The sequence below is a fragment of the Candidatus Poriferisodalis sp. genome, from assembly GCF_965208555.1.
Classification (GTDB): Bacteria; Actinomycetota; Acidimicrobiia; order Acidimicrobiales; family Poriferisodalaceae; genus Poriferisodalis.
The window spans coordinates 1,827,588-1,849,778 of sequence record NZ_OZ242342.1; the positions used below are offsets into that span (position 1 = coordinate 1,827,588).

General features: G+C 67.7%; 21 protein-coding genes and 1 tRNA gene. 15 read left to right on the plus strand and 7 right to left on the minus strand.

Features of this window, described 5'->3' with window-relative positions:
• Window positions 1-11: 11 nt before the first annotated feature.
• The gene (locus ACOGXE_RS08345; protein WP_419930485.1) at window positions 12-770 is read right to left on the minus strand and encodes an MBL fold metallo-hydrolase; all 759 of its coding nucleotides are present in this window, start codon (window positions 768-770) and stop codon (window positions 12-14) included.
• A gap of 65 nt (window positions 771-835) precedes the next feature.
• Between ACOGXE_RS08345 and ACOGXE_RS08350 the strand changes: the two genes are divergently transcribed.
• The 4 genes from ACOGXE_RS08350 to ACOGXE_RS08365 all read left to right on the plus strand — a co-directional run bounded on the left by ACOGXE_RS08350 (window position 836) and on the right by ACOGXE_RS08365 (window position 5,646).
• A complete protein-coding gene (locus ACOGXE_RS08350) occupies window positions 836-2,008 on the plus strand; it encodes an acyl-CoA dehydrogenase family protein (protein ID WP_419930486.1) in 1,173 nt (390 codons plus the stop codon).
• A 147-nt stretch (window positions 2,009-2,155) separates the two neighbouring features.
• Entirely contained in the window at window positions 2,156-3,565 is a 1,410-nt protein-coding gene (locus tag ACOGXE_RS08355) for a DUF4349 domain-containing protein (RefSeq protein WP_419930487.1), read from the plus strand.
• A 68-nt stretch (window positions 3,566-3,633) separates the two neighbouring features.
• Window positions 3,634-5,088: an AlkA N-terminal domain-containing protein gene (locus ACOGXE_RS08360; RefSeq protein ID WP_419930488.1), complete on the plus strand. Its 1,455-nt coding sequence runs from the start codon at window positions 3,634-3,636 to the stop codon at window positions 5,086-5,088.
• A 63-nt stretch (window positions 5,089-5,151) separates the two neighbouring features.
• Window positions 5,152-5,646: a methylated-DNA--[protein]-cysteine S-methyltransferase gene (locus ACOGXE_RS08365; RefSeq protein ID WP_419930489.1), complete on the plus strand. Its 495-nt coding sequence runs from the start codon at window positions 5,152-5,154 to the stop codon at window positions 5,644-5,646.
• A 41-nt stretch (window positions 5,647-5,687) separates the two neighbouring features.
• Here the strand turns inward: ACOGXE_RS08365 and ACOGXE_RS08370 are convergent.
• Window positions 5,688-5,771: transfer RNA gene (locus tag ACOGXE_RS08370), tRNA-Leu, on the minus strand.
• A 50-nt stretch (window positions 5,772-5,821) separates the two neighbouring features.
• Between ACOGXE_RS08370 and ACOGXE_RS08375 the strand changes: the two genes are divergently transcribed.
• The 7 genes from ACOGXE_RS08375 to ACOGXE_RS08405 are packed head-to-tail and all read left to right on the plus strand — an operon-like array spanning window position 5,822 to window position 12,758.
• Entirely contained in the window at window positions 5,822-6,100 is a 279-nt protein-coding gene (locus ACOGXE_RS08375; protein ID WP_419930490.1) for an FHA domain-containing protein, read from the plus strand.
• Entirely contained in the window at window positions 6,100-6,567 is a 468-nt protein-coding gene (locus ACOGXE_RS08380; protein ID WP_419930491.1) for an FHA domain-containing protein, read from the plus strand. Before ACOGXE_RS08375 ends, ACOGXE_RS08380 begins: the two co-directional genes overlap by 1 nt.
• Before the next feature lie 31 nt (window positions 6,568-6,598).
• The gene (locus ACOGXE_RS08385) at window positions 6,599-7,438 is read left to right on the plus strand and encodes a PP2C family protein-serine/threonine phosphatase (RefSeq protein WP_419930492.1); all 840 of its coding nucleotides are present in this window, start codon (window positions 6,599-6,601) and stop codon (window positions 7,436-7,438) included.
• A 51-nt stretch (window positions 7,439-7,489) separates the two neighbouring features.
• Entirely contained in the window at window positions 7,490-8,818 is a 1,329-nt protein-coding gene (locus ACOGXE_RS08390; protein WP_419930493.1) for an FtsW/RodA/SpoVE family cell cycle protein, read from the plus strand.
• A complete protein-coding gene (locus tag ACOGXE_RS08395; protein WP_419930494.1) occupies window positions 8,815-10,098 on the plus strand; it encodes a penicillin-binding transpeptidase domain-containing protein in 1,284 nt (427 codons plus the stop codon). The genes ACOGXE_RS08390 and ACOGXE_RS08395 overlap by 4 nt, the downstream gene beginning before the upstream one ends.
• A 54-nt stretch (window positions 10,099-10,152) precedes the next feature.
• Window positions 10,153-12,480, plus strand: a complete 2,328-nt coding sequence (gene pknB / locus ACOGXE_RS08400; RefSeq protein ID WP_419930495.1) for a Stk1 family PASTA domain-containing Ser/Thr kinase — start codon at window positions 10,153-10,155, stop codon at window positions 12,478-12,480.
• An 11-nt stretch (window positions 12,481-12,491) separates the two neighbouring features.
• Window positions 12,492-12,758, plus strand: a complete 267-nt coding sequence (locus tag ACOGXE_RS08405) for a cell division protein CrgA (protein ID WP_419930496.1) — start codon at window positions 12,492-12,494, stop codon at window positions 12,756-12,758.
• A gap of 57 nt (window positions 12,759-12,815) precedes the next feature.
• On the opposite strand, the gene ACOGXE_RS08410 is transcribed toward ACOGXE_RS08405, so the two are convergent.
• Window positions 12,816-13,073 carry a hypothetical protein gene (locus ACOGXE_RS08410; RefSeq protein WP_419863326.1) on the minus strand — a complete coding sequence of 86 codons (258 nt, stop codon included), beginning with the start codon at window positions 13,071-13,073 and terminating at the stop codon, window positions 12,816-12,818.
• A gap of 37 nt (window positions 13,074-13,110) precedes the next feature.
• Between ACOGXE_RS08410 and ACOGXE_RS08415 the strand changes: the two genes are divergently transcribed.
• Window positions 13,111-13,371: a hypothetical protein gene (locus ACOGXE_RS08415; RefSeq protein ID WP_419930497.1), complete on the plus strand. Its 261-nt coding sequence runs from the start codon at window positions 13,111-13,113 to the stop codon at window positions 13,369-13,371.
• On the opposite strand, the gene ACOGXE_RS08420 is transcribed toward ACOGXE_RS08415, so the two are convergent.
• The gene (locus tag ACOGXE_RS08420; RefSeq protein WP_419930498.1) at window positions 13,368-13,748 is read right to left on the minus strand and encodes a DUF3499 family protein; all 381 of its coding nucleotides are present in this window, start codon (window positions 13,746-13,748) and stop codon (window positions 13,368-13,370) included. The genes ACOGXE_RS08415 and ACOGXE_RS08420 overlap by 4 nt on opposite strands.
• A gap of 179 nt (window positions 13,749-13,927) precedes the next feature.
• On the opposite strand from ACOGXE_RS08420, the gene ACOGXE_RS08425 reads away from it, so the two are divergent.
• Entirely contained in the window at window positions 13,928-15,232 is a 1,305-nt protein-coding gene (locus ACOGXE_RS08425; RefSeq protein ID WP_419930499.1) for an acyl-CoA dehydrogenase family protein, read from the plus strand.
• Window positions 15,233-15,242: 10 nt separating this feature from the next.
• Here the strand turns inward: ACOGXE_RS08425 and ACOGXE_RS08430 are convergent, their stop codons facing one another.
• On the minus strand, window positions 15,243-16,874 hold the full coding sequence (locus ACOGXE_RS08430; RefSeq protein WP_419930500.1) for a class I adenylate-forming enzyme family protein: 1,632 nt from the start codon (window positions 16,872-16,874) through the stop codon (window positions 15,243-15,245).
• A gap of 109 nt (window positions 16,875-16,983) precedes the next feature.
• Here ACOGXE_RS08430 and ACOGXE_RS08435 point away from each other — a divergent pair, with 109 nt between their 5' ends.
• A complete protein-coding gene (locus tag ACOGXE_RS08435) occupies window positions 16,984-18,012 on the plus strand; it encodes a TIGR03617 family F420-dependent LLM class oxidoreductase (RefSeq protein WP_419930501.1) in 1,029 nt (342 codons plus the stop codon).
• A gap of 38 nt (window positions 18,013-18,050) precedes the next feature.
• The gene (locus tag ACOGXE_RS08440) at window positions 18,051-18,821 is read left to right on the plus strand and encodes an SDR family NAD(P)-dependent oxidoreductase (protein ID WP_419930502.1); all 771 of its coding nucleotides are present in this window, start codon (window positions 18,051-18,053) and stop codon (window positions 18,819-18,821) included.
• On the opposite strand, the gene ACOGXE_RS08445 is transcribed toward ACOGXE_RS08440, so the two are convergent.
• Together ACOGXE_RS08445 and ACOGXE_RS08450 are read right to left on the minus strand one after the other, a co-directional pair.
• Complete coding sequence (locus ACOGXE_RS08445) at window positions 18,818-21,289, minus strand: CaiB/BaiF CoA transferase family protein (protein ID WP_419930503.1); 2,472 nt, start codon at window positions 21,287-21,289, stop codon at window positions 18,818-18,820. The two genes, ACOGXE_RS08440 and ACOGXE_RS08445, sit on opposite strands and share 4 nt — an antisense overlap.
• A 97-nt stretch (window positions 21,290-21,386) precedes the next feature.
• Window positions 21,387-22,139, minus strand: coding sequence for an enoyl-CoA hydratase/isomerase family protein (locus ACOGXE_RS08450; protein ID WP_419930504.1), 753 nt, complete (start codon window positions 22,137-22,139; stop codon window positions 21,387-21,389).
• Between the last annotated feature and the right edge of the window lie 52 nt (window positions 22,140-22,191).

The window sequence follows — 22,191 nt, forward strand, 5'->3', positions numbered from 1 at the left end:
TGCGGCGTGCCTCAGCCTTGCCCGAACATCATCAGCCACTGCTGTTCGCTGCTCGGCTTGAAGACGTAGTTCATCTGGCGCGTCTGGCCCATGGTGGCGTAGGGCTCGAACGAGTACCGGTGACCGGGAAACAGCACCGTCGAGTCGGGCACCTTGGCGAGCGTGTCATGCAGCGAGCGGTACATCGCCGCGGGATCGCTGCCGGGCAGATCCATGCGGCCGCAGCCGTCCAGAAAGAGCGTGTCACCCGCAACCAGCGCCCCCTCCACCAGGAAGCACTGGCTGCCCGGCGTGTGCCCCGGTGTGTGCAGCAGCTCGATGTCGATGTCGCCCACCGACACGACATCGCCGGGGGCATGCAGCTCCATGTCGCTCACGGAGATGCCGGTGGTCTTGAGCACCAGCTCGGCCTCGGGCGCCTGCACGTGGATCTTGGTGCCCTGGCGCTCGAGCAGCTGGGCGACGCCCTCAATGCTGTAGCCCATCATGTTGCCGCCCACGTGGTCGGCGTGAAAGTGCGTGGCCAGCACCCCCGACAGGTTCATCTCGTCTGCAGCCAGGATGTCGAGCAGGTCGTCGACGGCATATGCCGGGTCCACCACGACTGCCTCGCGGGTCTCGCGGTCGCCGATCAGATACGAGAAGTTGACCATCTGACGGGCAATCGGGTCGCTGGTGGCGAAGTCCTGTCCCGACAGCAGCTGGCGGAAGTAGAGCCTGCTCTCGTCGTGCTGGTGAGCCTGTGGGGCGCCGGCAGTTTCATCACCCATGACAGCGCACAGTACTCATCGGCGGCAGGTTGGCTCCCGTGCCGTCTGCGCGGCAGTATTCGGCCATGAGCCAGACGCCTGCGCCCTTGTCGGACTTCTACGAGATGGACGAATTCCTCTCTGACGAGGAAACCATGATCCGCGACACGGTCGCCGCGTTCGTCGCCAAAGAATGGGATCCGATCGTGGGCGACCACTTCGAGGCGGGCACCTTCCCCATGGAGCTGGTCCCGACCATCGCCGACATGGGCCTGCTCGGCATGCATCTCGACGGCTACGGCTGCGCCGGCGCCTCGGCGATGGCGTACGGCGTGGCCTGCCGGGAGCTGGAAGCCGGCGACAGCGGGCTGCGCAGCTTCGTGTCGGTGCAGGGATCGCTGTGCATGTTCCCCATCTGGCGCTACGGCTCGACTGAGCAGAAGGAGCAGTGGCTGCCGCGCATGGCCGCGGGCGAGGTCATCGGCTGCTTCGGGCTGACCGAGCCCGACCACGGCTCCGATCCGGCGTCGATGACGACCCGCGCCGTGCGCCGGGGCGACAGCTGGATCCTCAACGGGGCCAAGCGGTGGATCACCAATGCCGGGCTGGCCGATCTGGCCATCGTGTGGGCCAACACCGACGACGGCTTCCGGGGCTTCCTGGTGCCCACCGACTCGCCTGGCTTCGAGGCTCGCAAGATCCAGAACAAGCTCTCGCTGCGGGCCTCGGTGACCGGCGAGTTCTACATGGACGACGTCGAGGTGCCCGAGTCGATGCGCCTGCCCGACGCACTCAGCATCGGCGCGCCGCTGAGCTGCCTGTCCGAGGCCCGTTTCGGCATCGCCTTCGGCGCCGTGGGCGTGGCCCGCTGCTGCTACGAAGCGGCACTCGACTACCAGCTCGAACGCCCGCAGTTCGGCAAGCCGCTGGCCGGCTTCCAGATCAGCCAGATCAAGTTCGCCGACATGCTCACCGACATCACCAATGCCAACCTGCAGGCCATGCGGCTCGGCCAGCTCAAAGAACAGCACCGCCTGCGGCCCCACCACATCTCGATGGCCAAGCGGCACAACTGCCGGGTGGCCATCGATACGGCCCGCACCGCCCGAGCGATGATGGGCGCCAACGGGGTCTCGACGGAATACGCGCCGATGCGCCATGCGGCGAACATGGAATCGGTCATGACCTACGAGGGCACCGAGGAGATCCACGGGTTGATCCTCGGCCAGCAGATCACCAATATCCCCGCCTTCCGCTGACGGCGCGCACCGCCCCATGACACCGAGGTGCGTCATAGTTTCCTGAACGACACGGAACTGCAATGGCGCTGCCGGAACGCCGCCGGAACGATGGACGTCATTCGGGTAGAGCTGCGCAACGCGCAGCCGCCGAGGGGAGGGAACGCCATGGCTGTTCCAGCAGATTCAACGATCAAGCGCTCCGGGGGCAGATGGGCACGGTGGCTGGCGGTGGCCGCAGCACTGCTGCTGGCAGCGGCCTGCGCCGGCGGGAGCGACGACAGCGACTCCGCCTACACCGAAGACGCGCCGGCGAGCTTCGCTGCATCTGACGACGCCATGTTCGCCGAGGAGATGACGGAGGAGGAGATGGCCGCTGAGGTGACGTTGACAGAGGGCCAGGCGAGCAGGCGGGCGCTCGGAGACGCCGCAGCGGACGAAGAGATGTCGGACGAATCTGGCACCAGCACCCTGGCAGCCGGCGTGCCCGCAGTGCCGGCGGATCTGGACCGCGACATCATCTACACAGCCTGGATCGCGGTGGAGTCGGCCGACGTGGCTGCCGCAGCGGCCCGAGCCAGCTCGATCATCGAGACGCTCGGCGGCTTCACGTTCGCCCAGGACACCCGCACCCAGGGCCGAGCGCACACCACGCTGACGTTCAAGATCCGACCGGAGCAGTTCCGCACTGCGCTGGCGCAGCTGTCCAACGTCGGTGAGCTGGTCGAGCAGTCCGTGAACGCGGAAGACGTCAGCGACGTCGTCGTGGACCTGAACAGCCGCATCTCCACCGCGGAGATCAGCGTGAACCGGCTGCGGGAATTCCTGTCACAGGCCACAGAGGTAGACGGCGTGGCCGAGCTGGAGCGCGAGCTGGCAAACCGCGAATCCAACCTGGAGCGCCTCCGCGGGCAGCTGCGGTCGCTGCGAAATCGGGTGGAGTTGTCGACGATCACACTGTCCATCACCGAGTCCGTCGAGGCGGTGCCGCCCACCTCAGTGGTCATGCAAGCCTGGCTGGCGCTCGGCGACGAGGATCCCTGCCTCGGATTCGAGCACGTGGACTCACCGCCTGACGGCGACGTCGGCCTCTGCATAGAGCTGGAGAACGACGGCGAGACGGCGCTGACCGACATACGGCTCAGCTCGCATGCGCTGCGCTTCGCCAACGACGATCTGACCGTGCTCAACGGCGCGGACCTGGAGCGGATCGAACCGGGTGAACGAGTGGTCGCCACGCTGACAGAGACAGTGACCGATGGCCGCATCGCGGGCCGAGTGGCCACGCGGGGACTTGAGATCGATGTGCGCCTCAGCGCCGTGCCAGTCACCGAAGCCGGCACAGAGCTCGCCCGCCTGGCCCGCAGCCACGGTCTGTACCTCTTCGTCTACGAAGAGGAGGCGTCGCCTGGCTTCGGTGACGCGCTGAGCGGGGGCTGGGATGCCCTGGTGGCTGTCGGGAACGGTGTGCTGCTGGTCATCGGCGCGCTGTTGCCGTTCCTGCCGGTCATCGCGATTGCGCTCCTGGTGGCGTGGTGGTGGCTCCGCCGCCGCCGTGCCCATCGTGCAGACAGCTGAACCAGACATATTCGGACACGCAACATAATGTCCGTTTCTGTCCGACTGGTAGGCGCCAGACTGCTCGCATGCAGGTCGAGGCCGTTCGCACCACTGGCATCTACTGCCGCGCTGACTGCTCGGCGGAGCCGCTGCCGCACAACGTCACGCACTACTCCAACCAAGTAGCGGCAGAAGCAGCAGGGTTCCGGCCCTGCCTGCGCTGCCACCCCGAACGCCGCGCCGGTTCGCTCGCCGATCTCGACGTGCCCGCGCCGGTCGCGGCGGCGCTGCTGCACATCAACGACGGCTACCTCGACAGCCATGACGAGGAGACGCTGGCGACCCACGTGGGCTACAGCGGCCGGCAGCTTCGACGCCTGTTCGAACAGCATGTCGGCGCCACCCCCACCACGATTGCCCGCTCCCGCCGGGCGCACTTCGCGCGCTGCCTCATCGACGACACCGATCTGACGTTCGCCGAGATCGCGCGCGCCGCAGGGTTCGGCGGACCACGGCAACTGCACCGGGCCATGACCTCGGTGTTCTGCTTCACACCGACCGAGCTGCGCTCCAAGCGCAGCGGCAGCGACTACGCAGAACTCGACGGGGGTCTGGTGCTGACGGTGCCCACGCTGGCGCCGTACGACTTCAACGCGTTCGTCGAGCATCAGGACTGCCGGTCGATTCCCGGCGTGGAAGCCGTGGTCGCAGATGAGACCGGGCCGACGTATGTGCGCAGCTTCAGTGCTTGCGGGCACCCGGGCATTGCAGAGGTGGCAGCCCTGCCAGGCGAACGCGAGCACCTGCAGCTGCGGCTGCATCTGCCGACCTACGACTCGATCATCGACGCAGTGAGTCGGGTCCGCACGCTGCTGGGAACCGATGAAGATCCCGCCGCTGCGGCTGCCACGCTGGGGAAAGACCCCGTCATCGGCCCGCTCGTGCGCACGACTCCGGGGCTGCGCGTGCCGCGCGCGTGGGATCGCTTCGAGACCGCCGTGCGGATCATCGTGGGGCAGCAGATTTCGCTTGCGGCAGCGTCCACGCTCAGCGGCCGCATTGCCGAGCGCTTCGGCACACCGATCGACCCCGTGCTGGAGTGCTGCGACGACGTCTTGGTGCCGCTCACGCACCTGTTCCCGAGCGCCACAACGCTTGCGAGCGCGGGTGGGACGGGGTTCGACGGCCTGGGTTTCACCCAGCAGCGCATCGCCACGATCGTCGGCTTCTCCCAAGCGGTGGCTGACGGCGAGTTGGACTTGACCGCCGTCGACACGCTGGATGCAACCGTGTCCCGGCTGTGCGAGCTGCCGGGGATCGGCCCGTGGACCGCGCACCTCATCGCAATGCGGGTGTTCGGCCATGACGACGCCTTTCCGGCGTCCGACCTGGGCCTGCGGCGCGCAGCGGAACGCTTGGTCGGCCGCCCGGTCGGCGCCCGCGAACTCGAGGCGCTCGCGGACAGCTGGCGCCCGTACCGTTCGTGGGCCGCGCAGCACCTCTGGCATGCCAGCCGCCAATCGGGTCCGAGCACTCGCTGATCTGCCCTCCCACTACCGCCTTCCCCCAACCCGTCCCTGCTATCCGAGGAGCACCGAGCCAACATGAGCACCGACACCCACTGGCATACGACTGTCGACAGCCCCATCGGGCCGCTGGGCCTAGTGGCCACCGACGAGGGACTGCGCGCCGTGTCGTGGCGCGGCGACGAGACCTCCGTCAAGCTGCCCGACGACATGGTCGAAGACCCCGATCATCCGATCCTGCGCCAAGCTGCGCATCAGCTCGGCGAGTACTTCGACGGCGACCGCACCAGCTTCGACCTTCCGCTGGACCTGCGCGGCACGCCATTCCAAGAGGCCGCCTGGCGCGCACTCGGCGACATCCCCTACGGCAGCACCCGCAGCTACGGCGAGCAGGCCGCCCTCATCGGTCGCCCCAAGGCGGTACGCGCCGTCGGCCAAGCCAACGGCCGCAATCCCGTCCCCATCGTGCTGCCATGCCACCGGGTCATCGGCGCCAACGGCTCACTCACCGGGTTCGGCGGCGGCCTCGACCTCAAGACCCAGCTGCTCCAGCACGAGGGCGCTCTCGACTGACCGGCCCGGTGCGCTGCAGTTCGCTTGCCGCTCGTGTGCAGTGCGCGAGGAGGGACTTGAACCCTCACACCCTTGCGGGCACAGGCACCTGAAGCCTGCGCGTCTGCCAATTCCGCCACTCGCGCGTGGGGCGAACAGACTAGCCCGCGAACCTCCGCTCCTACACTGGGCCCTCGTGGGTGGCGCCAGCCTGGTCGGCAGCGACGGACAGTGCCACGAACTGGGCTCTTCGACGGTCATCGGACGGCGCGAGGACTGCGACATCGTGCTGAACGGGCCGAAGGTCTCACGGCGGCATGCGCAGATCAGGTCCAGCGCGGACGGCCTGCTGCTGGTGGACCTCGCCAGTGTGAACGGCACGCTGCTGAACGGAGTCGAGATCACCAGCGAACGCTTGTCGAACGGCGATGTCGTGACTATCGGCACTCATGAACTGCGGCTGGAGCTGGACTGATGTCTGAGCAGTTGGTGCGGCTGCTCGCGCTGTGCGTGCTTGTCCTGCTGTACCTGTTCTTCTTCCGGGTGATGCGAGCCGTGTGGGCCGGTGTCGCGACACCCCGCAATCACCTCAGCTGGAGATCGCTGCGTGCATGGCGCGGAGACGGGTCCCCCAACGGCACTGCGGCCCCGCAGCCGGCAGCTTTGGTCGTCCGTTCGCCGTTGAGCGCTCAAGGGGAACGGCACGTTCTGGCCGACGCGCTGACCATCGGGCGAAGTCCCGAGTGCGACGTGATCATCGACGACAGCTACTCGTCGCAGGCTCATGCCCGCCTGTACCGCGACGGCAGCCAGCACTTGCTGGAGGATCTGGGGTCGACGAACGGGACCTACCTGAACCGTCAGAAGGTCGCCAACGCCACCGTTGTGCGCATCGGCGATTTCGTGCAAGTCGGCTCCACCGTCTTCGAGGTCAGCGCGTGACGGTGTCCCGAAGCCGCGAGACTGGGCCGCTATGAACGCGCCTGCCCGCCAGATGCGCATTCGCTGGGGCGGAGCGTCGGATCGGGGCCTGCGCCGCGCCGAAAACCAGGACGCCATGTACGCCGACATCGGACTGTTCGTGGTGGCCGACGGCATGGGCGGCCACCTCGGCGGCAGCGTCGCATCGAGCCTCGCGGTGAAGACCGTCGCCGCAAACTCCCCCTCGACGCCAGCCGAGTTGCTGGGAGCGGTTCGCCATGCCAACCAAGTGGTGCATCACCGATCGACTGCCCATGCGGATCTCGCGGGCATGGGCACCACGCTGTGTGCCATCGCCGTGGTGCAGCAAGACGACAACCGCGTCTGGTGCTTGGTCAACGTGGGCGATTCCCGCGTCTACCGATTCCAGGGGGGCGAGCTCACCCAGCTCACGATCGATCACAATTTCGTGGCCGAGATGATCCGCGCCGGCGACCTCACCGCCGAGCAGGCCGCTGACCATCCGCGGCGCAACACGCTGACTCGGGCCATCGGCGTGGAGCCCGAGGTGATGGTCGACGACTGGATCCTCGAGCTCACCGGCAACGATCGATTCCTGTTGTGCACAGACGGCGTGACCAACGAACTGGACGAGTCCGACATCTCCGAGCTGCTCGATATCGACGAGCACCCGTCGGATGTGGCACGCGCCCTGGTGCGGCAGGCGAATGACCGCGGGGGACGCGACAACTCGACCGCACTGGTGGTCGACGTCGACATCGAGGGGATCGCGAGCGAACCGACGACGGCGCACGCCGAGGCCCCGCAGCCTGACGGCAGCATCCAGCGAACGTCGAGGCGACGCAGCTGGCGACGTTCGCGCGCGCGCTGAGAGGATCCGTCGCTGCGAGTCCGACGCCGCACCGAGACAGCGCTCGCCGCAATGGCGGGCGTGGTGGTTTGCACGACATTTGCCGTCACCGCGCTCGGTGTGGAGCAGAACTCGTTCTGGGGCGGTGCCAGCAGCTCGGGCGGCGCCGAATCGCTGTGGGGCACCGCCGGCTGGCTGGCAGCCGTCGTGGCCGGCGGTGCGGCTGCCCGCGTCGCGATCAAGCGGTGGGCGCCGAACAGCAATGAGCTGTTGCTCGGGATCGTCGGGTTGCTCATCGGCATCGGCTGGGTCTTCGTCGCGCGGGTCGACGCCCGGCTGGCGTCCGAACAAGCAGTCGCTGTGCTGCTGGGCTTCGCAGCCATTGTCGGAAGCTTGGCGGCCGCACGGCGGCTCGACTGGTTCCTGAGCCGCCCTGGCGCGTGCGGGCTCATCGCGGCGGCGCTTCTTGCCGTGGGGAGCTTCTCCGGCGGAGCCGATGTCTCGGCCGGCGCGTACGAGCCTCCGCGGCAGTGGCTGGATTTGGGGACGCTGCTGAGCGTCCAGCCCTACGGTCTCGCCAAGATCGTCGCTGTCGTCGCTGCCTGCGGGCTCACAGCAACCGCGCCGCGCTGGCTTGGGCCCCGCCTCACCCCGCACCGCCATGCCGCAGGAGCGAGCGCTGCGGCAGTCGGCGCGTGGGCGCTGCTCATCATCGGTGCTGACCTCGCTTCGTCGGTGATCATCTTTGCAGCGGCCTGGCTGCCGCTGTGGCTCGACGGAGACGATCTCGTCGGCAGTGACGTGCCGACCATGCCCCGATCGACGCGTGCGAGGGCACTCAACGGGGTACTCGTCACCTACGCCATCGGTGTCGGCGTGCTGGTCACCGTGTATGACCGGCTGTCGGCACAAGCGCACTACTGGCTGAACCCGTGGATCGATGCCGAAGGAGCAGCGGTCGTCGACGCGGCCTTTGCAATCAGCGCCGGCGGCATCAGCGGGGTGGGACCCGGACTCGGCGCGCCGCAGCACTTGCCCGAAGCGCACAGCGAGTTCATCTTTGCCGTCATTGCCGAAGAACTCGGCATCCTGGGCGGCGCCGCACTGCTCGCCGCATTCATCTTGCTGGTCGGCATCGGCGCCGGCATCGCCCAGCGCGCGCACCGAACCCACCGACTTCTGGCAACCGCTGCCACGTCGATCATCGGGCTGCAGGCGCTGTTCACCGTTGCCGGCGTGTTGCGGCTGCTGCCGCACACCGTCGGAGCTTTGCCGTTCGTGGCCTACGGACCATTGGCAATGGTGGGCAACTGCATGGCCGTCGGGTTGTTGCTGGCCATCTCCGATGCCAGCGATGCCCCTCACGGCGAGCCGCAACAACTCCCGCTGAGCAGTCCGTGAATCGCCGTGTCATCCGGCTGACTCTGGCGCTCGCCGCCGGCTTCGCGGTCCTGTTGGTTCAACTCACCAACATCGGCTTCGTGAGGGCTGGCGAGCTGCGTCGGCACGAACTCAACACACGCGCAGCCGCGGCTGCCATCGGCAACGCGCGCGGTGGGATCGCCAGCGTCGACGGCGAGACCCTTGCGCCTTCGATCAGTCCCGGCGACAGGAACGGCGCGCCCGTGCTGCGCACATACCCGCACGGACCGCTCTATGCGCACATCGTCGGCTACCTGGGACCTGAGGCCGGGGCGAGCGGGGTCGAGCGCAGCTACGACAGCGAGCTGTCCGGCACGACGACCGGCATCGCTGTGCGGGAGCTGACCGACCTGTTCGCCGACAGCGGTCGAGTGGGCGACATCGTGCTGACCCTGAACCACGGAGTGCAGCTCACCGCACGTGCTGCGCTGGGCGACCGTGACGGCGCCATCGTTGTCATCGACCCGGCGACCGGCGCGGTCGTCGCGATGTGGTCGCGTCCGAGTCTTGACCCAGGTGCGCTGGTATCGCTGGGGCCCGACGCTGATGGAGCGGATGCTGGGCTTCCTTCGGCACGCGCCTACCAGCGTCACTACGCCCTCGGCGTCAGCGAATCGCTCAGCCGAGCGGGTGTCGATTTGCTGGAGGGCGCACGTCAGGAGCCGGGCTCGACCAGCATCGATCTGCCCAGCGAACCGGATGGGGCTGATCCAAACGACCCCGGCATGGGCGATGGCGATGTCGAACGGGTGCGATTGACACCGCTGCAGCTCGCGCTGGCGGCCGCGTCGCTCGCCAATGACGGGATCCGCATGCGCCCCCACGTCGTGCACCGCGTTGACATCCGTTCGAACGAGGGCGAAGCGTCAGCGCCCGATGCATCGGTCGAGAGCACACCACGCGAAGCCGGGCGCCTGTTCTCTCCGGCCGACGCAGCCGCATTGCTGGCTCGCATGATCGCAGAGGCACGGCAATCGTCGATCAGCCTTGAGTCGGCCGACGGCGTCGAGCTCGCCGCGGCGTCTGCCGTCGGCTGGCTGGGCGAAGCGACCGGTGACCGTGCGCGCATGGGGGGCTGGGCGGTGCTGCTGGCCCCAGCCGATGCACCCACGGTTGCGGTCGCGGTGCTGATCGAACCCGATGCCACTCTTGACATCGGGGACCCGCGAGGCGGCGGTACCTTGGCAACGATGATCGCTGCGACCGCAGCGGAAGCCGCCCTTGCGCTGCGAGCAGTTCCGCAGCCCGACCGTCCCTAGCTCGCCCGACCGCCTCGCAGCCGCCTCGACGGCCCGATCACCCGCCCCGTGCTCATGGCAGACACCGACAACCCAATCTTCGGCGGTCGCTACGAGCTGTTCAGCCGCATCGCGCGAGGCGGAATGTCCGAGGTGTTCCTGGGCCGTGACCGCCTGCTCGACCGGCCCGTCGCCGTCAAGGTCCTGTTCCCCGAATTCGCTACCGACTCGTCGTTCGTCGAACGGTTCCGGCGTGAGGCCCAAGCTGCCGCGAACCTGAGCCAGCCGAACGTGGTCGGCGTGTACGACTGGGGCAACCACGAAGGCACGTACTACATCGTGATGGAGTACGTCGAGGGTCGAAGCCTGGCGGAGGTCATCCGCAGCGACGGCCCGCTGCATCCTGATCGTGCTGCGGACATCGCCATCGACATCGCCGCTGCGCTTGCTTTCGCTCACGGCAACGGCGTCGTGCACCGCGACATCAAGCCGGGCAACGTCATGATCACCCAGGCCGGCCAGGTCAAGGTGGCCGATTTCGGCATCGCACGGGCGCTCGGCGGCGGGAACGACGACCTGACCCGCACCGGTTCTGTCATGGGCACCGCTACCTACCTGTCGCCCGAACAGGCGCAGGGGCTCGATGCCGATCCGCGCAGCGATGTGTACTCCCTGTCGGTCGTGCTCTACGAGGTGCTCACGGCCGGTCCGCCGTTCACCGGGGAGAGTCCCGTCGCCATCGCCTACAAACATGTCCAGGAAGCGCCGGTCCCGCCATCGCGTTACAACGCCGACGTTCCTCACGAACTCGAGGCCATTTGCCTGCGTGGACTCGCCAAGGATCCCGAGGCGCGCTATGGCTCGGCCGCCGAGCTGCGCAACGACTTGCTGCGGTTCCGGGCTGGTCAGCCGACACATGCTGCCGCGACCGACATCACGGCGTACTTCCCCGCAGTGACGGCTGCTCCGCCTGAAGGGGCACCGCGCACTTCCGCTGGGGAACAGGCCGCCGCTCCGCCGCAGGCTCCGACTCCGGCGTACCAGCAGCCGCCAGCCGCCCCACCGGCGGCGCCCCCCTACGGCCGCCATGGAGGCGGCGCAGGTGACTACGGCGGCCCGCAGTACCCGCCGCAGTACCCGCAGGGGCCGCCGCCGGGCGCGGTGGAGCCGCCCGATCGCACGCCGATGTGGATCACGCTGCTGGTCATCTTGCTGCTGGTCATCGCCGGGCTGGTGTTCCTGCTGGTCAACGACCGCGGCGAATCCGGGGTGGTGGCCGAACCCGAGAGCACCTCCGATGTGCGGCTGCGAGTGCCCAATGTGGTGGATCTGCATTTCGCCGATGCAGAACGAGCGCTGGAGGACGCCGGTTTCGAGCACGTCACCGTCGAGTTCTCCGAACGTGACGGCGACGAGAACACCGTGTTCCAGCAGAATCCTCGAGCGGGCCTGCTGCTGGCCGAACCCAACGATCCCGACAACCCGATCACGCTTTTCGTGAGGAGCCCTCGTACGCTTGTCCAGCTCCCGAACGTGGTCGGGCGGACCTTTGAAGAAGCCGAGTCCGTGCTGGTCACGGCAGGCTTCAGCGTCGAGCGGATCGACGAGCGCAACGAGAGTCTGGCACGCGGGCTGGTGACCGCTCAGAGCATCCCGAGCACTGAGCAACGGCCGCCTGGTACAGGGATAGTGCTCACCGTTTCCGCTGGCCGCGGTGAGGTCGAGGTGCCACGGCTGGCCGGCCAGACCGAGACCGACGCGCGGGTCGCGCTGGCTCGCCTCGGGCTCGTGGACGATCCCGAGCGGGAATCCTCTACCGAATTCACCGAAGGGACAGTGATACGCACCAGTCCCGAGGCCGGTACCTCAGTGGAACGCGGAAGCACAGTCGCATTGATCGTGTCCGACGGGCCCGAGGAGTTGGTCGTTCCCGCACTTGAGGACTTCGGCACGACGCTGGCCGATCGGATCGAGGCAGAGCTGCTGTCGCTGGGATTCACGGTGAAGCGCACAGCGCGCGAGGTGTCCAATCTTGATGTCAACACCAATGTCGTCCGGGACATCAGCCCTGAGCCCGGAACCGTGCTCATCGCTGGATCCGAGGTCATCCTGCACCTGTTCAAGCCGCCGGCGGTGCTGACGGTTCCGAGCCTGCAGGCACTGGAGACCTTCGACCCCGACGGAGTCGAAGCAGCCTTGACAGAACTGGGCTTCATGGTCGAACGGCGCACGCAGTCTGTCGCTGACGGCGATCCTGCCGCTGGGCAGGTCATCTCCCTCGACCCCTCGCCGGGTACCGACATCAGGATCAACTACGACACCATCACCATGGTCATCGGCGCTGCTGAGTCTGACGGGGACAGCCCCACCGGTGGCGGCGAAGAGACCGATCCCAACAGTTAGGTTGGCGCGTCATGGCCCGACCCCGCAAGACCAGCCGCATCACGCCCAAGGGCACGCGCCCGCAGAACGCGCCCGCACAGCAGCACGGCGCCGGCGGCGATGCCCCTCAGAGCGCCTCATGGTTCGGCTGGCTGATTGTGGTGCTGCTCGGCCTCGGCACTGCGGTGATCGTGGCGAACTACATGAGCTGGCTGCCGGGCAGTCCCGCGAGCGCATGGATTGCCGTGGGCTTGGCCATCGTCTTGGTCGGCATCCTGCTGGCGACGCGCTGGCGATAACTGGTGCGAATCACACGGATGTAACTATCCCCAGACTGTGGAAAACCTGTGGATCTTCTACTCGTCGGCGTTGGCGACGAGGTCCATGTCCTCGCTGCAGCAGCGGGGCGGTTCGGGGTGCTGCACCGGTGCCCGTGTCATGCGCATCTCAGTGCCGCAGAGGCTGCACCGGTAGGTGAGCCGCACCCGTCGCAGCTCTCCTGGTGGCGGGGGCGGGGGGATGGGCCTTGAGAACGTGGCCATCATTCGCAGGCCGAGCCGGTACACGATGTAGATGAACACCAGCGAGAGCGGCACGGCCAGCCACAGGCTCACGCCATCACGCTAACGGTGCTTGTGACATTGTTTGTCTGTGCGGCCTTCTGGGACTGAGCCGGGGGACTTTGTCGAGTACGACATGGATCTCTATGAGGCGCAGCGCCGCAGCGCCATGCGGTCTGCGCTGGAGGCCAGCCGGGCCGAGCTGTCGGCAGAGCTCGGCGTCGAGCTCCGGGTTGCCAGCGACGGCAACGAACTGGTGCTGGTCGACGCCGACGGGATCCGCTATCGGGCGAGCTTGAACCCCCGTGGGCGGCTGGTGCTGACGGCCGCTCGCAAGGCGAGCCTGCTCTAACGCGAGGGTGCCGCCCGGAAGGCTCGCTCGAGCAGGGACGACGGTGCCGGCTCGGGCTCCGGCATTTCCGCGGGCTCGGGCCGTGAGCGGGGCTTGAACAGCGGCGGGGCCTCCTCGGCGGCTCCCGCAGCCGGTTCGGCTCGAGGCACGACAGGTTCGGGCTCGGGGGCTCGCTGATCAGTGAGCTCCCATCCGACCGGCACCTTGATCCGGTTCGCATGGGTCCGGCACAGCGGCATGATCATGTCGCGCTGGCGGGAGGTGCCAGCCATGGTGGCAGCGTCGAGGTCGTAGAGCCACGCCCTCGTTCCCGGCACGTCGTAGCCCAGCCCTGCGGTGGCCATTTCGGTGCACATCCCTCGAACACACTGCAACATGGCTTCCGACGGTACCGGCGCGCCTGGCGCTGGGAGGGGATAGGCGGCCTGCAGGCAAGCCCGCAGCCCGGTGCCGCAGGACCGATCTCGCTAGGGTTCACTGCGCCAGAAGCAGACCTGCAGCTGGCGAGCACACGAGGGGAGCAGCTGTGGTTGGCGGAGCATTGAAGTCCGCGAGCATGGACGATTTCGATCTTCGGATGTCCACCGAGGTCGAGCCGCTGTACGAGGCAGTCAAGGCGTTCATCCGCGACGAGGTCGACCCCATCACCGAGGAATTCCACCGGATGGGCGAGAACCGCGAAGACCGCTGGAGCTGGGCACCCGGCCAGCTCGAGCTGCTGGACGGCGCCAAGGCAAAGGCACGTGAGCAAGGCCTGTGGAACTTCTTCCTGCCCGACGCCGACACCGGCGAAGGGCTGAGCAATCTGGACTACGCCTACATCGCCAACGAGCTGGGCAAGAACCGGCTGGCCTCGGAGTGCCTGAACTGCTCCGCGCCCGACACCGGCAACATGGAAGTGCTGGAGCGTGTCGGCACACCTGAGCAGAAGGCGCAGTGGCTCGAGCCGCTGCTCGAGGGCAAGATCCGCTCGGCCTACGCCATGACTGAGCCGGCGGTGATGAGCTCGGACGCCAAGCAGGTGCAGACCAATGCCGTGCTTGACGGCGACGAGTGGCTGATCAACGGCGAGAAGTTCTACATCTCGGGTGCCGGCGATCCCCGCTGCAAGATCATGATCACGATGGTCCGCACGAATCCCGACGCGGACACCTACAAGCAGCAGTCGCAGATCCTGGTGCCGATCGATGCTCCAGGCGTCGAGATCCTGGGGCCGATGCACGTGTTCGGCGCCGACGACGCTCCCCACGGGCACATGCACATCCTGTTCAACGACGTGCGCGTGCCGAGGGAGAACATCCTGCTCGGCGAAGGCCGCGGCTTCGAGATCAGCCAGCTGCGGCTCGGACCGGGACGCATCCACCACTGCATGCGCTCGATCGGCTCGGCCGAGAAGGCCATCGAGATGATGGTGGATCGGGGTGTGAACCGCGAGGGCTTCGGCAAGAAGCTGATCAACCTCGGCAAGAACATGGAGATCGTGTCGCGCTCACGCATCGAAGTGGAGGCGATGCGGCTCATGGTGCTGCGAGCGGCGAAGGCCATGGACACGCTGGGCAACGCGGAAGCCCGGGTCTGGGTCAGCGCCGTCAAGGCGATGGTGCCCGAGAAGTGCTGCGACATCATCAACGAGGCCATCCAGATGCACGGTGCTGCGGGCGTCTCGCAGTGGTTCCCGCTGGCGGACATGTGGCACGCGCAGCGCACGCTGCGGTTGGCCGATGGCCCCGACGAGGTGCATCACCACGTCGTGGCTCGGGCTGAGGTTCGCACTCGTGAGTCAGAGCGGGCGATGGGCTTCGCCGACGATCACACGTTGGACGGGCCGCGTCAGCCTGCAATGGCTTTCTCTGGCCCGTAATCGCGGCCGGTCAGGCGTGGTGGGGGTCGCCGAGATCTCGTAAGGCCCAGTCGCGCAGCTCCACCTTGCGGATCTTGCCGGAGGGGGTGGCGGGCATTTCGTCTACGAAGATCACGCGGCGGGGGATCTTGAAGCTGGCTATGCGGCCTCGGCAGCGCTCGATGAGCGAGTCCTCGGTGATCTCTGGTGGGGCTGTTGCGGTGAGCTGGACGAAGGCGACCGGGACCTCTACGAGGCGGGGGTCGGGGTAGCCGACGACTGCGATCTGCTCGACGCCGTCTACTTCGAGCAAGTAGCCCTCGACCTCGGCCGGCGAGACGTTCTCGCCGCCTACCTTGAGCATGTCCTTGTGGCGACCGATGAAGACGGCGTGGCCGTCGGGCCGCATCCTTGCGATGTCGCCGGTGTCGAGCCAGCCATCGTCGCCGAGCACTTCGGCGGTGGCCTCGGGGCGGCGCCAGTATTCCTCCATGACCGTGTAGCCGCGGACGAACAGCGCCCCCGGCACATCGGGCGCGCACTCTTCGCCGGTCTCCAGGTCACGAATCTGGTACTCGATGCCGTCCATCGGGTAGCCGGAGGCCTCGGTGCGCAGCTCGACGGAGTGGGTGGGGTGGCTGCAGCTCACGAACGCCCACGATTCGCTCATGCCCCAGCCCGAGATGGTCGGGCAGAACACTTCCTGAGCCCGCCGAGCGATCGGCGTCGATGACTCCATGCCCGCCGCCAGCGTTCCCATGCGCAGGCTGGACACGTCACGGGGGTGCTCGTCCTGAGCCCGCAGCAGGTCGCCCCAGTGCGAATCGAAGCCATGCAGGACGGTGCCGCCACGTGATTCCACTTCTGCCAGCACCGCTGCCGGATCGAAGACGTCGAACAGCACTTGGCAGCCGCCGCTCAGCACTGCCTGGATCGACACCTCGCCATAGCCGAACAGGTGAAACAGCGGCAGGTAGCTCATGTGAATGTCGTTGGCGGTGTGCCCCAGCAACATGGTTCGCTCGCGGCTGTTGCGCAGCGGTCGATGGGTGTGCACGACGCCCTTGGGGTGGCCGGTCGTGCCCGACGTGTACGCCAGCATCATGCGGTCGTCGACAGTCACGCTCGCGGCGCGCTCAGCCAGCTCCTGGTCGGACACGCTTTCGCCTGCCGCCAGCAGATCCTCCCAGCTCAGCGAGTCGGCGAGCGCATCGTCCCTCGGCTGGCCGGTGAAGATGAGCTGTTCGAGGTGCCCGGCGGCGGCGATGTCGGCATGGGCCTCGCAGAGCATCTGGCGGTAATCGATCGGGCCCGAGGAATCGATCGAGATCATGAACCGGCTCTCGGACTGCGCCACCGTGTAGGCCACATCGTCAGTGCGGTACCGGGTGTTCAGCGGCACGATGCAGCCGCCCACCTTGGGAATGGCGTACTGCAGCCACAGCCACTCGGGCAGGTTGGTCATCCACACCGCCACGTGGTCGCCGCGCTGTGCGCCCAGCGCCATCAGCCCCTTGGCGACACGATCAACCTCGGCGGCGAAGTCGGCGTAGGTCCAGCGGCGGCCGCCGAAGACCACCGCTGGACGATCCCCCCACAGGCGTGCCGCTCGATCGACGACATCGCCCAGCAATAGCCAGTCGTAGCTTGCACTTGCAGCCATCGCCGCAGCGTAGAACGGCGGCCTGCCGGTCCGCGGGGCCGCCTACCGCACGAACGGACGGCGGGGGCTACGTTGAGCGGGTTCTCGCCTCGCCCCGAAGGAGTCTGCTGTGGAATTCGATCTGATGACAGGGTCCTCGACGTGGAACGATGCGGCCGATCTGGCCCGCAAGGTCGAGGGCGCCGGCTTCTCGGGGATGCTCTATACCGAGACCGGACAGGTGCCCTGGATGCAGCTCGCTGCGGCCGCCATGGCAGCCCCCAGCCTGACCTTCACCACCGGCATCGCCGTGGCCTTCCCCCGCAGCCCGATGGTGTCGGCCCAGATCGCGTGGGAACTCGCAGGCGAGACCAAGGGCCGCTTCCGGCTGGGACTCGGCAGCCAGGTCAAGGGTCACATCGTGCGGCGCTACTCGTCTGAGTTCGATCGACCGGCGGCGCGAATGCGCGACTACACCGAAGCAGTGAAGGCCTGCCTGCGGGCATTCCGGCGGGAGGAGAAGCTCAGCCACGAGGGCGAGTTCTTCAACCTCAGCCTGCTGCCGGCCCAGTGGACGCCGCGCAGCCACGACTACGGCGACATCAAGGTCGACATCTCCTCGGTCGGCCCGGTGATGAATGGGGTTGCCGGCGAGGTTGCCGACGGCGTGCATGTCCACCCGATGCACACGATGCACTACATCCGCGAGCGGCTGCTGCCCGAGGTGGCCCGGGGGGCCGAACGCGCTGGCCGCAACGTCGACGAGATCGACCTGATCGTGCCGGTCTTCGCTGCGCCGGGCGACTCCGGTGACGAACTCGCGCCGCTCGTTCGCCGAGCCAAGACCCAGATCGCTTTCTACGGCACCACGCCGAACTACTCGTTCCAGTTCACCGACCTGGGGTACGAGGGGGTCACCTCTGCGCTGCGGGATCGCATGGCCGCCGGCGACATTTCCGGCATGGCCGACTGCATCACCGACGACATGCTCGAGCACTTCGCGCTCGTCGCCCCTTGGAACGAGATGGCTGATCGGCTCAAGGACCGCTACGACGGCACGGCAGCCCGGGTCGTGATGTACCTGGCGGAGGAACAGATCCGCAAGGACCCCGACATGGTCCACAAGTGGGGCGAGGTGGCGCAGGCCACGCGCTCCTGAGCAGACCCGCACCGGAGCCCTCGACGGCAGGAGACGAGATGACCGACAACGGCAACGCAGACCGGGTGGCCCTGGTAACCGGCGGCGGCCGGGGCATCGGTCGAGAGATCTGCTTGGGCCTGGCTCGGGCCGGCCGCGGAGTCGCCGTCGCCGACCTACGGGTGCCCGAGGCCACCGAGACGGCAGCCATGATCAATGCTGGGGGCGGTACGGCGGTCGCCGTCGAGATGGACGTGGCCGACGCCGGTGCCGTGTCGGCGGGCTTGTTGGCCGTTGCCGACCAGCTCGGTCCGGTCGAGATCCTCGTCAACTGCGCCGGCTGGGACGTGCTGACACCCTTCGTTGCAACCGATGAGGACTTCTGGGACCGCGTCATCGAGATCAACTACAAGGGCCCGCTCCGGACGACGCACGGATGCCTGCCCGCCATGATCGAAGCGGGCTTCGGGCGGATCGTGAACATCGGCTCCGATGCCGGCCGGGTGGGCTCCTCGGGCGAAGCTGTCTACGCAGGCGCCAAGGGCGGCGTCATCGCGTTCACCAAGACCATTGCCCGCGAGGTGGCACGCCGTGGCATCACCGCAAACGTGGTGTGCCCAGGCCCGACGGACACCCCGCTGCTGGAAGAGATCGCCTCGGCCACCGACACGAGCGACAAGATCATCGGGGCGATGGCGCGGGCAGTGCCGATGAAGCGCATTGGGCAGCCGCACGAGGTGGCGGCGGCCGTGGTGTTCCTGTGCAGCGAGGAAGCGGGTTACATCACTGGCCAGACGCTGTCAGTCAGCGGTGGCCTCACCATGGCTTAGGCGGGTGGTGCCGTGGCGATGGTGTTGCGGCTGTAGAGGTCGGTGATCTCGGCGGGGGTGTAGCCGAGTTCGGTGAGGATGTCTTCGTTGTGCTGGCCCAGTCTTGGGGGCGGGCTGAGAGCGGCTGGTGTCGTGTCGAATCGGAACGGCATGCCGGGGAAGAACTGCGGCTGCTCGCCGGGGCGTGCGTGGTCGACCATGAGGCCGCGAGCAACGCTGTGGTCGTCGTGGACGATGTCGGCGATGGTCATGACCGCTGCGGCTGAGATGCCTGCTGCTTGCAGTTCGGCAGCGGCCTCGTGCTTGTCCCGGGTCGCTGTCCAGCGTTCGATCACGGCGTCGATGGCGTCGTGGTCGGCATGGCGTGCCGCTGCGGTCGTCCAACGAGGCTCGCACTCAGCGTCGCCGAGCAACGCGGTCAACGACTTCCACGTCGCGTCGTCATCGACCGTCAGCGTCAGCCAAGCGTCGTCGCCGCGGCACCGGTACACACCCGCCGGCGCGGCGTCCGAAGTACGCGCACCCCGGCGAGGCGGGTGAGGCGCGCCGGGTGGGCGCATGGAGGCTTCGACGAACTGGTCGCCTGCGACGTTGATCGCGGTCTCGAGCTGTGACAGATCGACACCGACAGGCTCGGCGGTACGCCAGTGCTGCCACAGGGCAGCCAGTGCGATGACGGTGCCGTGCAGGCCGCCGACGACATCGGGGAATGCGATGCCCTGCTTGTAGGGGCCCGAGTCCGGGTAGCCGGTGGCGGACGCCAGGCCCGAGGCGGCATCGAGCACCGGACCCCAGCTGATGCGCTCGGCGTCGGGTCCGGTGGCGCCGAAGCCGGACATGTCGAGCGTCACGATCGCCGGATTCATCTCGCGGAGCTCCGCGCGCGTGATGCCAGCCGATCGAACGCCGCGGGGGCTGTAGTTGTTCACCACGATGTCGGCCGTGGCGACGAGCTTGCGCAGCACATCTCGCCCGCCGGGCGCCTTCAGATCCAGGCACAGGCCGCGTTTCGAGCGGTTCATCTTGTTCCAGTGGCCGAGCCGGTTGAACCAGTCGTCGCCGGGATCGTTGTTCAGGAAGATCCCGTTGCGCGACAACGGACCGGGAAGCTGTCCCCATTCCCAGCCGCCTCGCTCGGCCAGGATCATCTCGGCGGGCGGCATGGCGAGGCCTCGCGCAGTGGGGTGCTCGATCTTGATGACATCGGCACCGAGATCGCCGAGCATCCGGCAGACCAGTGGGCCTGCCCAAGCGATCGTGAACTCGATCACCCGCACGCCCGCCAGCGGCTTGGCACCAGCGGGCCAGCTCCTTCCATCCGACGCGGTGCCGTCGAGACCCGTCCCGAGTGCCGGCGCACGCCGGAATGGCAGCGTCGCACCTTCGATATGTGCCGGCGGCCCGGGAAGTCGCGCCGTCGGCACGCCGCCAGCGCCCGGTTCGTCCTGCCGGGCATCGCCGGCTGGCGCGTGAGCGGCGGCGAGGTGGGCCCAGTAGCCGCGGGCGGCGAGCTGCGGGCTGGCCAGCATGTCGTCGAGGCTGGCCACCGGTCCGGACGGAACCTGGTTGGCCTGCAGGACGGCGACTGCTTCGGCGACCGTTTTCGTGGCAGCCCAAGCGGAGATGATCTCGTCCAGCTCATCGGCGTGATCGAATCGCACTGCCGGGACGTAGAAGTCGTCGCGAGCCAGCAGCTCGACCTGGTCCATCGCGATACAGAAGCTCTCCCACTGGTGGACCGAGACGGCCGCGATGCAGACCCAGCCGTCGATGCACTCATAAAGCGCCAGCGGATGGTGCTGCTCGCCGAAGCGATTCCCCCACCGCCGCTTGCTGACGCCGTTGTGGGTGTAGAGGCTGAAGCTCCACTGGTGGGCGTTGGCGAGCGCTTCCAGCGCTGAAATCTCCACCAGATCGCCTCGGCCGGTGGTCGCAGCATGCACGAGCGCCGCCTGGATGCCGATGGCGGCGGTCGCGCCGACCAGGTGCGTGAGCCACGGACCGCCGCCCGGCAGCGGGTGCCGGTCAGGCTCGCCGTTGAGGCTCATGTGCCCGCCCAGCGCCCAGTGCTCAAGCGGACCCGCCCGCCACGCCGACTTGGGCCCGGTGAACCCGTACGGCGTGATGACGGTGACCACCAGTTCCGGCAGCATGTCGCGGGCCGACAGAATCTCCGCCTCGGCCCGAGTCAGGTCGCCATGGATGTCCAGCACCACGACATCGACGTCACGAGCCAGCTCGGCCAGTGAGGTGCCAGGGTCCACCACGACGCTCGCCGTGTTGGCGCGTAGGTACTCCCACGCCGCAGAAACCGGGCCGGCGCCGCTGTCCACCACACGTGACTGCCGCAGCCGCGAGCCCTCTGGCGGCTCTCCGACTACCACCTCAGCACCGGTCATCGCGAGCAGCCGGGCGCAGTATGCGCCAGCGCGGCCGTCGCTCAGATCGAGTATCCGAACGCCTCGCACATCACCCCTGCATCGCCGTCAACCCAGCGGGCCCGGATCGTACCGACGCCATTGAGCGCCTGCCGCGGGAGCCGTCCGCGACGAAGGCGCCAGTGCGCTAGGCGCCGTAGTCGGGGTCGCGGCGCTCGGCGAAGGCTCGCAGGCCTTCTTTCGCATCGGGGGAAGCGAACGCAGCCCGGGTGTATTCTTGGTACAGTCGCAGGCCGTCGGCCAGCGACATCTCGCGGCCGCGCAGGGCCATTTCCTTGGTCATGCGGATGGCAGCCGGGCCGTTCGCTGCGATCTGGTCGGCAATACCCCGTGCAGTGGCCTGCAGGTCAACCGGGGCGGTCATCTCGCTGACCAGCCCGATGCGCAGCGCCTCTGGGGCGTCGATGAACGAGCCGGTGAGCAAGAGACGCATCGCATCGGACGAACCGATCAAGCCCGGCAGCCGCAGCGCTCCGTAGCCGTGCAGGATGGCCCAGCGCACCTCCGGGCAGCCGAACTGCGCCGTGCTGTCGCACACCCGGATATCGCAGAACAGCGCCAGCTCCAGACCGCCCGCCAAGCAGTAGCCCTGAACGGCGGCAATCGTGGGCTTGGCCACTTCGAGCCCGACGTCGAACCGTTCGGGACGCCACGGCATCCAGGCCTCTCTGTCGGCGAACTCCCCCAGGTCGTGACCGGAGGTGAACGCTCTGCCGGTTCCGGTGACAATCGTGCAGCGCACGGCTGGGTCGGCGTCTGATGCGACGAGCGCTGCGCCGATGGCGTGATACATCTCATCGGTCATCGCGTTGAGCTTGTCCGGCCGGTTCAGCGTGATCGTCGCCACATGCCCGTCAACCTCGTAGGTCACCTCGTCCATCGCCCGCTCCCTAATTCGCTTTGCGGAATGCTTGCACAGTGAGAGGATGCAC

What these genes read in the sequence shown, in the direction of transcription:
- ACOGXE_RS08345 (WP_419930485.1), bottom strand. Translation starts at nt 770, where the DNA reads ATGGGTGATGAAACTGCCGGCGCCCCACAGGCTCACCAGCACGACGAG.
- ACOGXE_RS08350 (WP_419930486.1), top strand. Translation starts at nt 836, where the DNA reads ATGAGCCAGACGCCTGCGCCCTTGTCGGACTTCTACGAGATGGACGAA.
- ACOGXE_RS08355 (WP_419930487.1), top strand. Translation starts at nt 2,156, where the DNA reads ATGGCTGTTCCAGCAGATTCAACGATCAAGCGCTCCGGGGGCAGATGG.
- ACOGXE_RS08360 (WP_419930488.1), top strand. Translation starts at nt 3,634, where the DNA reads ATGCAGGTCGAGGCCGTTCGCACCACTGGCATCTACTGCCGCGCTGAC.
- ACOGXE_RS08365 (WP_419930489.1), top strand. Translation starts at nt 5,152, where the DNA reads ATGAGCACCGACACCCACTGGCATACGACTGTCGACAGCCCCATCGGG.
- ACOGXE_RS08380 (WP_419930491.1), top strand. Translation starts at nt 6,100, where the DNA reads ATGTCTGAGCAGTTGGTGCGGCTGCTCGCGCTGTGCGTGCTTGTCCTG.
- ACOGXE_RS08385 (WP_419930492.1), top strand. Translation starts at nt 6,599, where the DNA reads ATGAACGCGCCTGCCCGCCAGATGCGCATTCGCTGGGGCGGAGCGTCG.
- ACOGXE_RS08390 (WP_419930493.1), top strand. Translation starts at nt 7,490, where the DNA reads ATGGCGGGCGTGGTGGTTTGCACGACATTTGCCGTCACCGCGCTCGGT.
- pknB (WP_419930495.1), top strand. Translation starts at nt 10,153, where the DNA reads ATGGCAGACACCGACAACCCAATCTTCGGCGGTCGCTACGAGCTGTTC.
- ACOGXE_RS08405 (WP_419930496.1), top strand. Translation starts at nt 12,492, where the DNA reads ATGGCCCGACCCCGCAAGACCAGCCGCATCACGCCCAAGGGCACGCGC.
- ACOGXE_RS08420 (WP_419930498.1), bottom strand. Translation starts at nt 13,748, where the DNA reads ATGTTGCAGTGTGTTCGAGGGATGTGCACCGAAATGGCCACCGCAGGG.
- ACOGXE_RS08425 (WP_419930499.1), top strand. Translation starts at nt 13,928, where the DNA reads ATGGACGATTTCGATCTTCGGATGTCCACCGAGGTCGAGCCGCTGTAC.
- ACOGXE_RS08430 (WP_419930500.1), bottom strand. Translation starts at nt 16,874, where the DNA reads ATGGCTGCAAGTGCAAGCTACGACTGGCTATTGCTGGGCGATGTCGTC.
- ACOGXE_RS08440 (WP_419930502.1), top strand. Translation starts at nt 18,051, where the DNA reads ATGACCGACAACGGCAACGCAGACCGGGTGGCCCTGGTAACCGGCGGC.
- ACOGXE_RS08450 (WP_419930504.1), bottom strand. Translation starts at nt 22,139, where the DNA reads ATGGACGAGGTGACCTACGAGGTTGACGGGCATGTGGCGACGATCACG.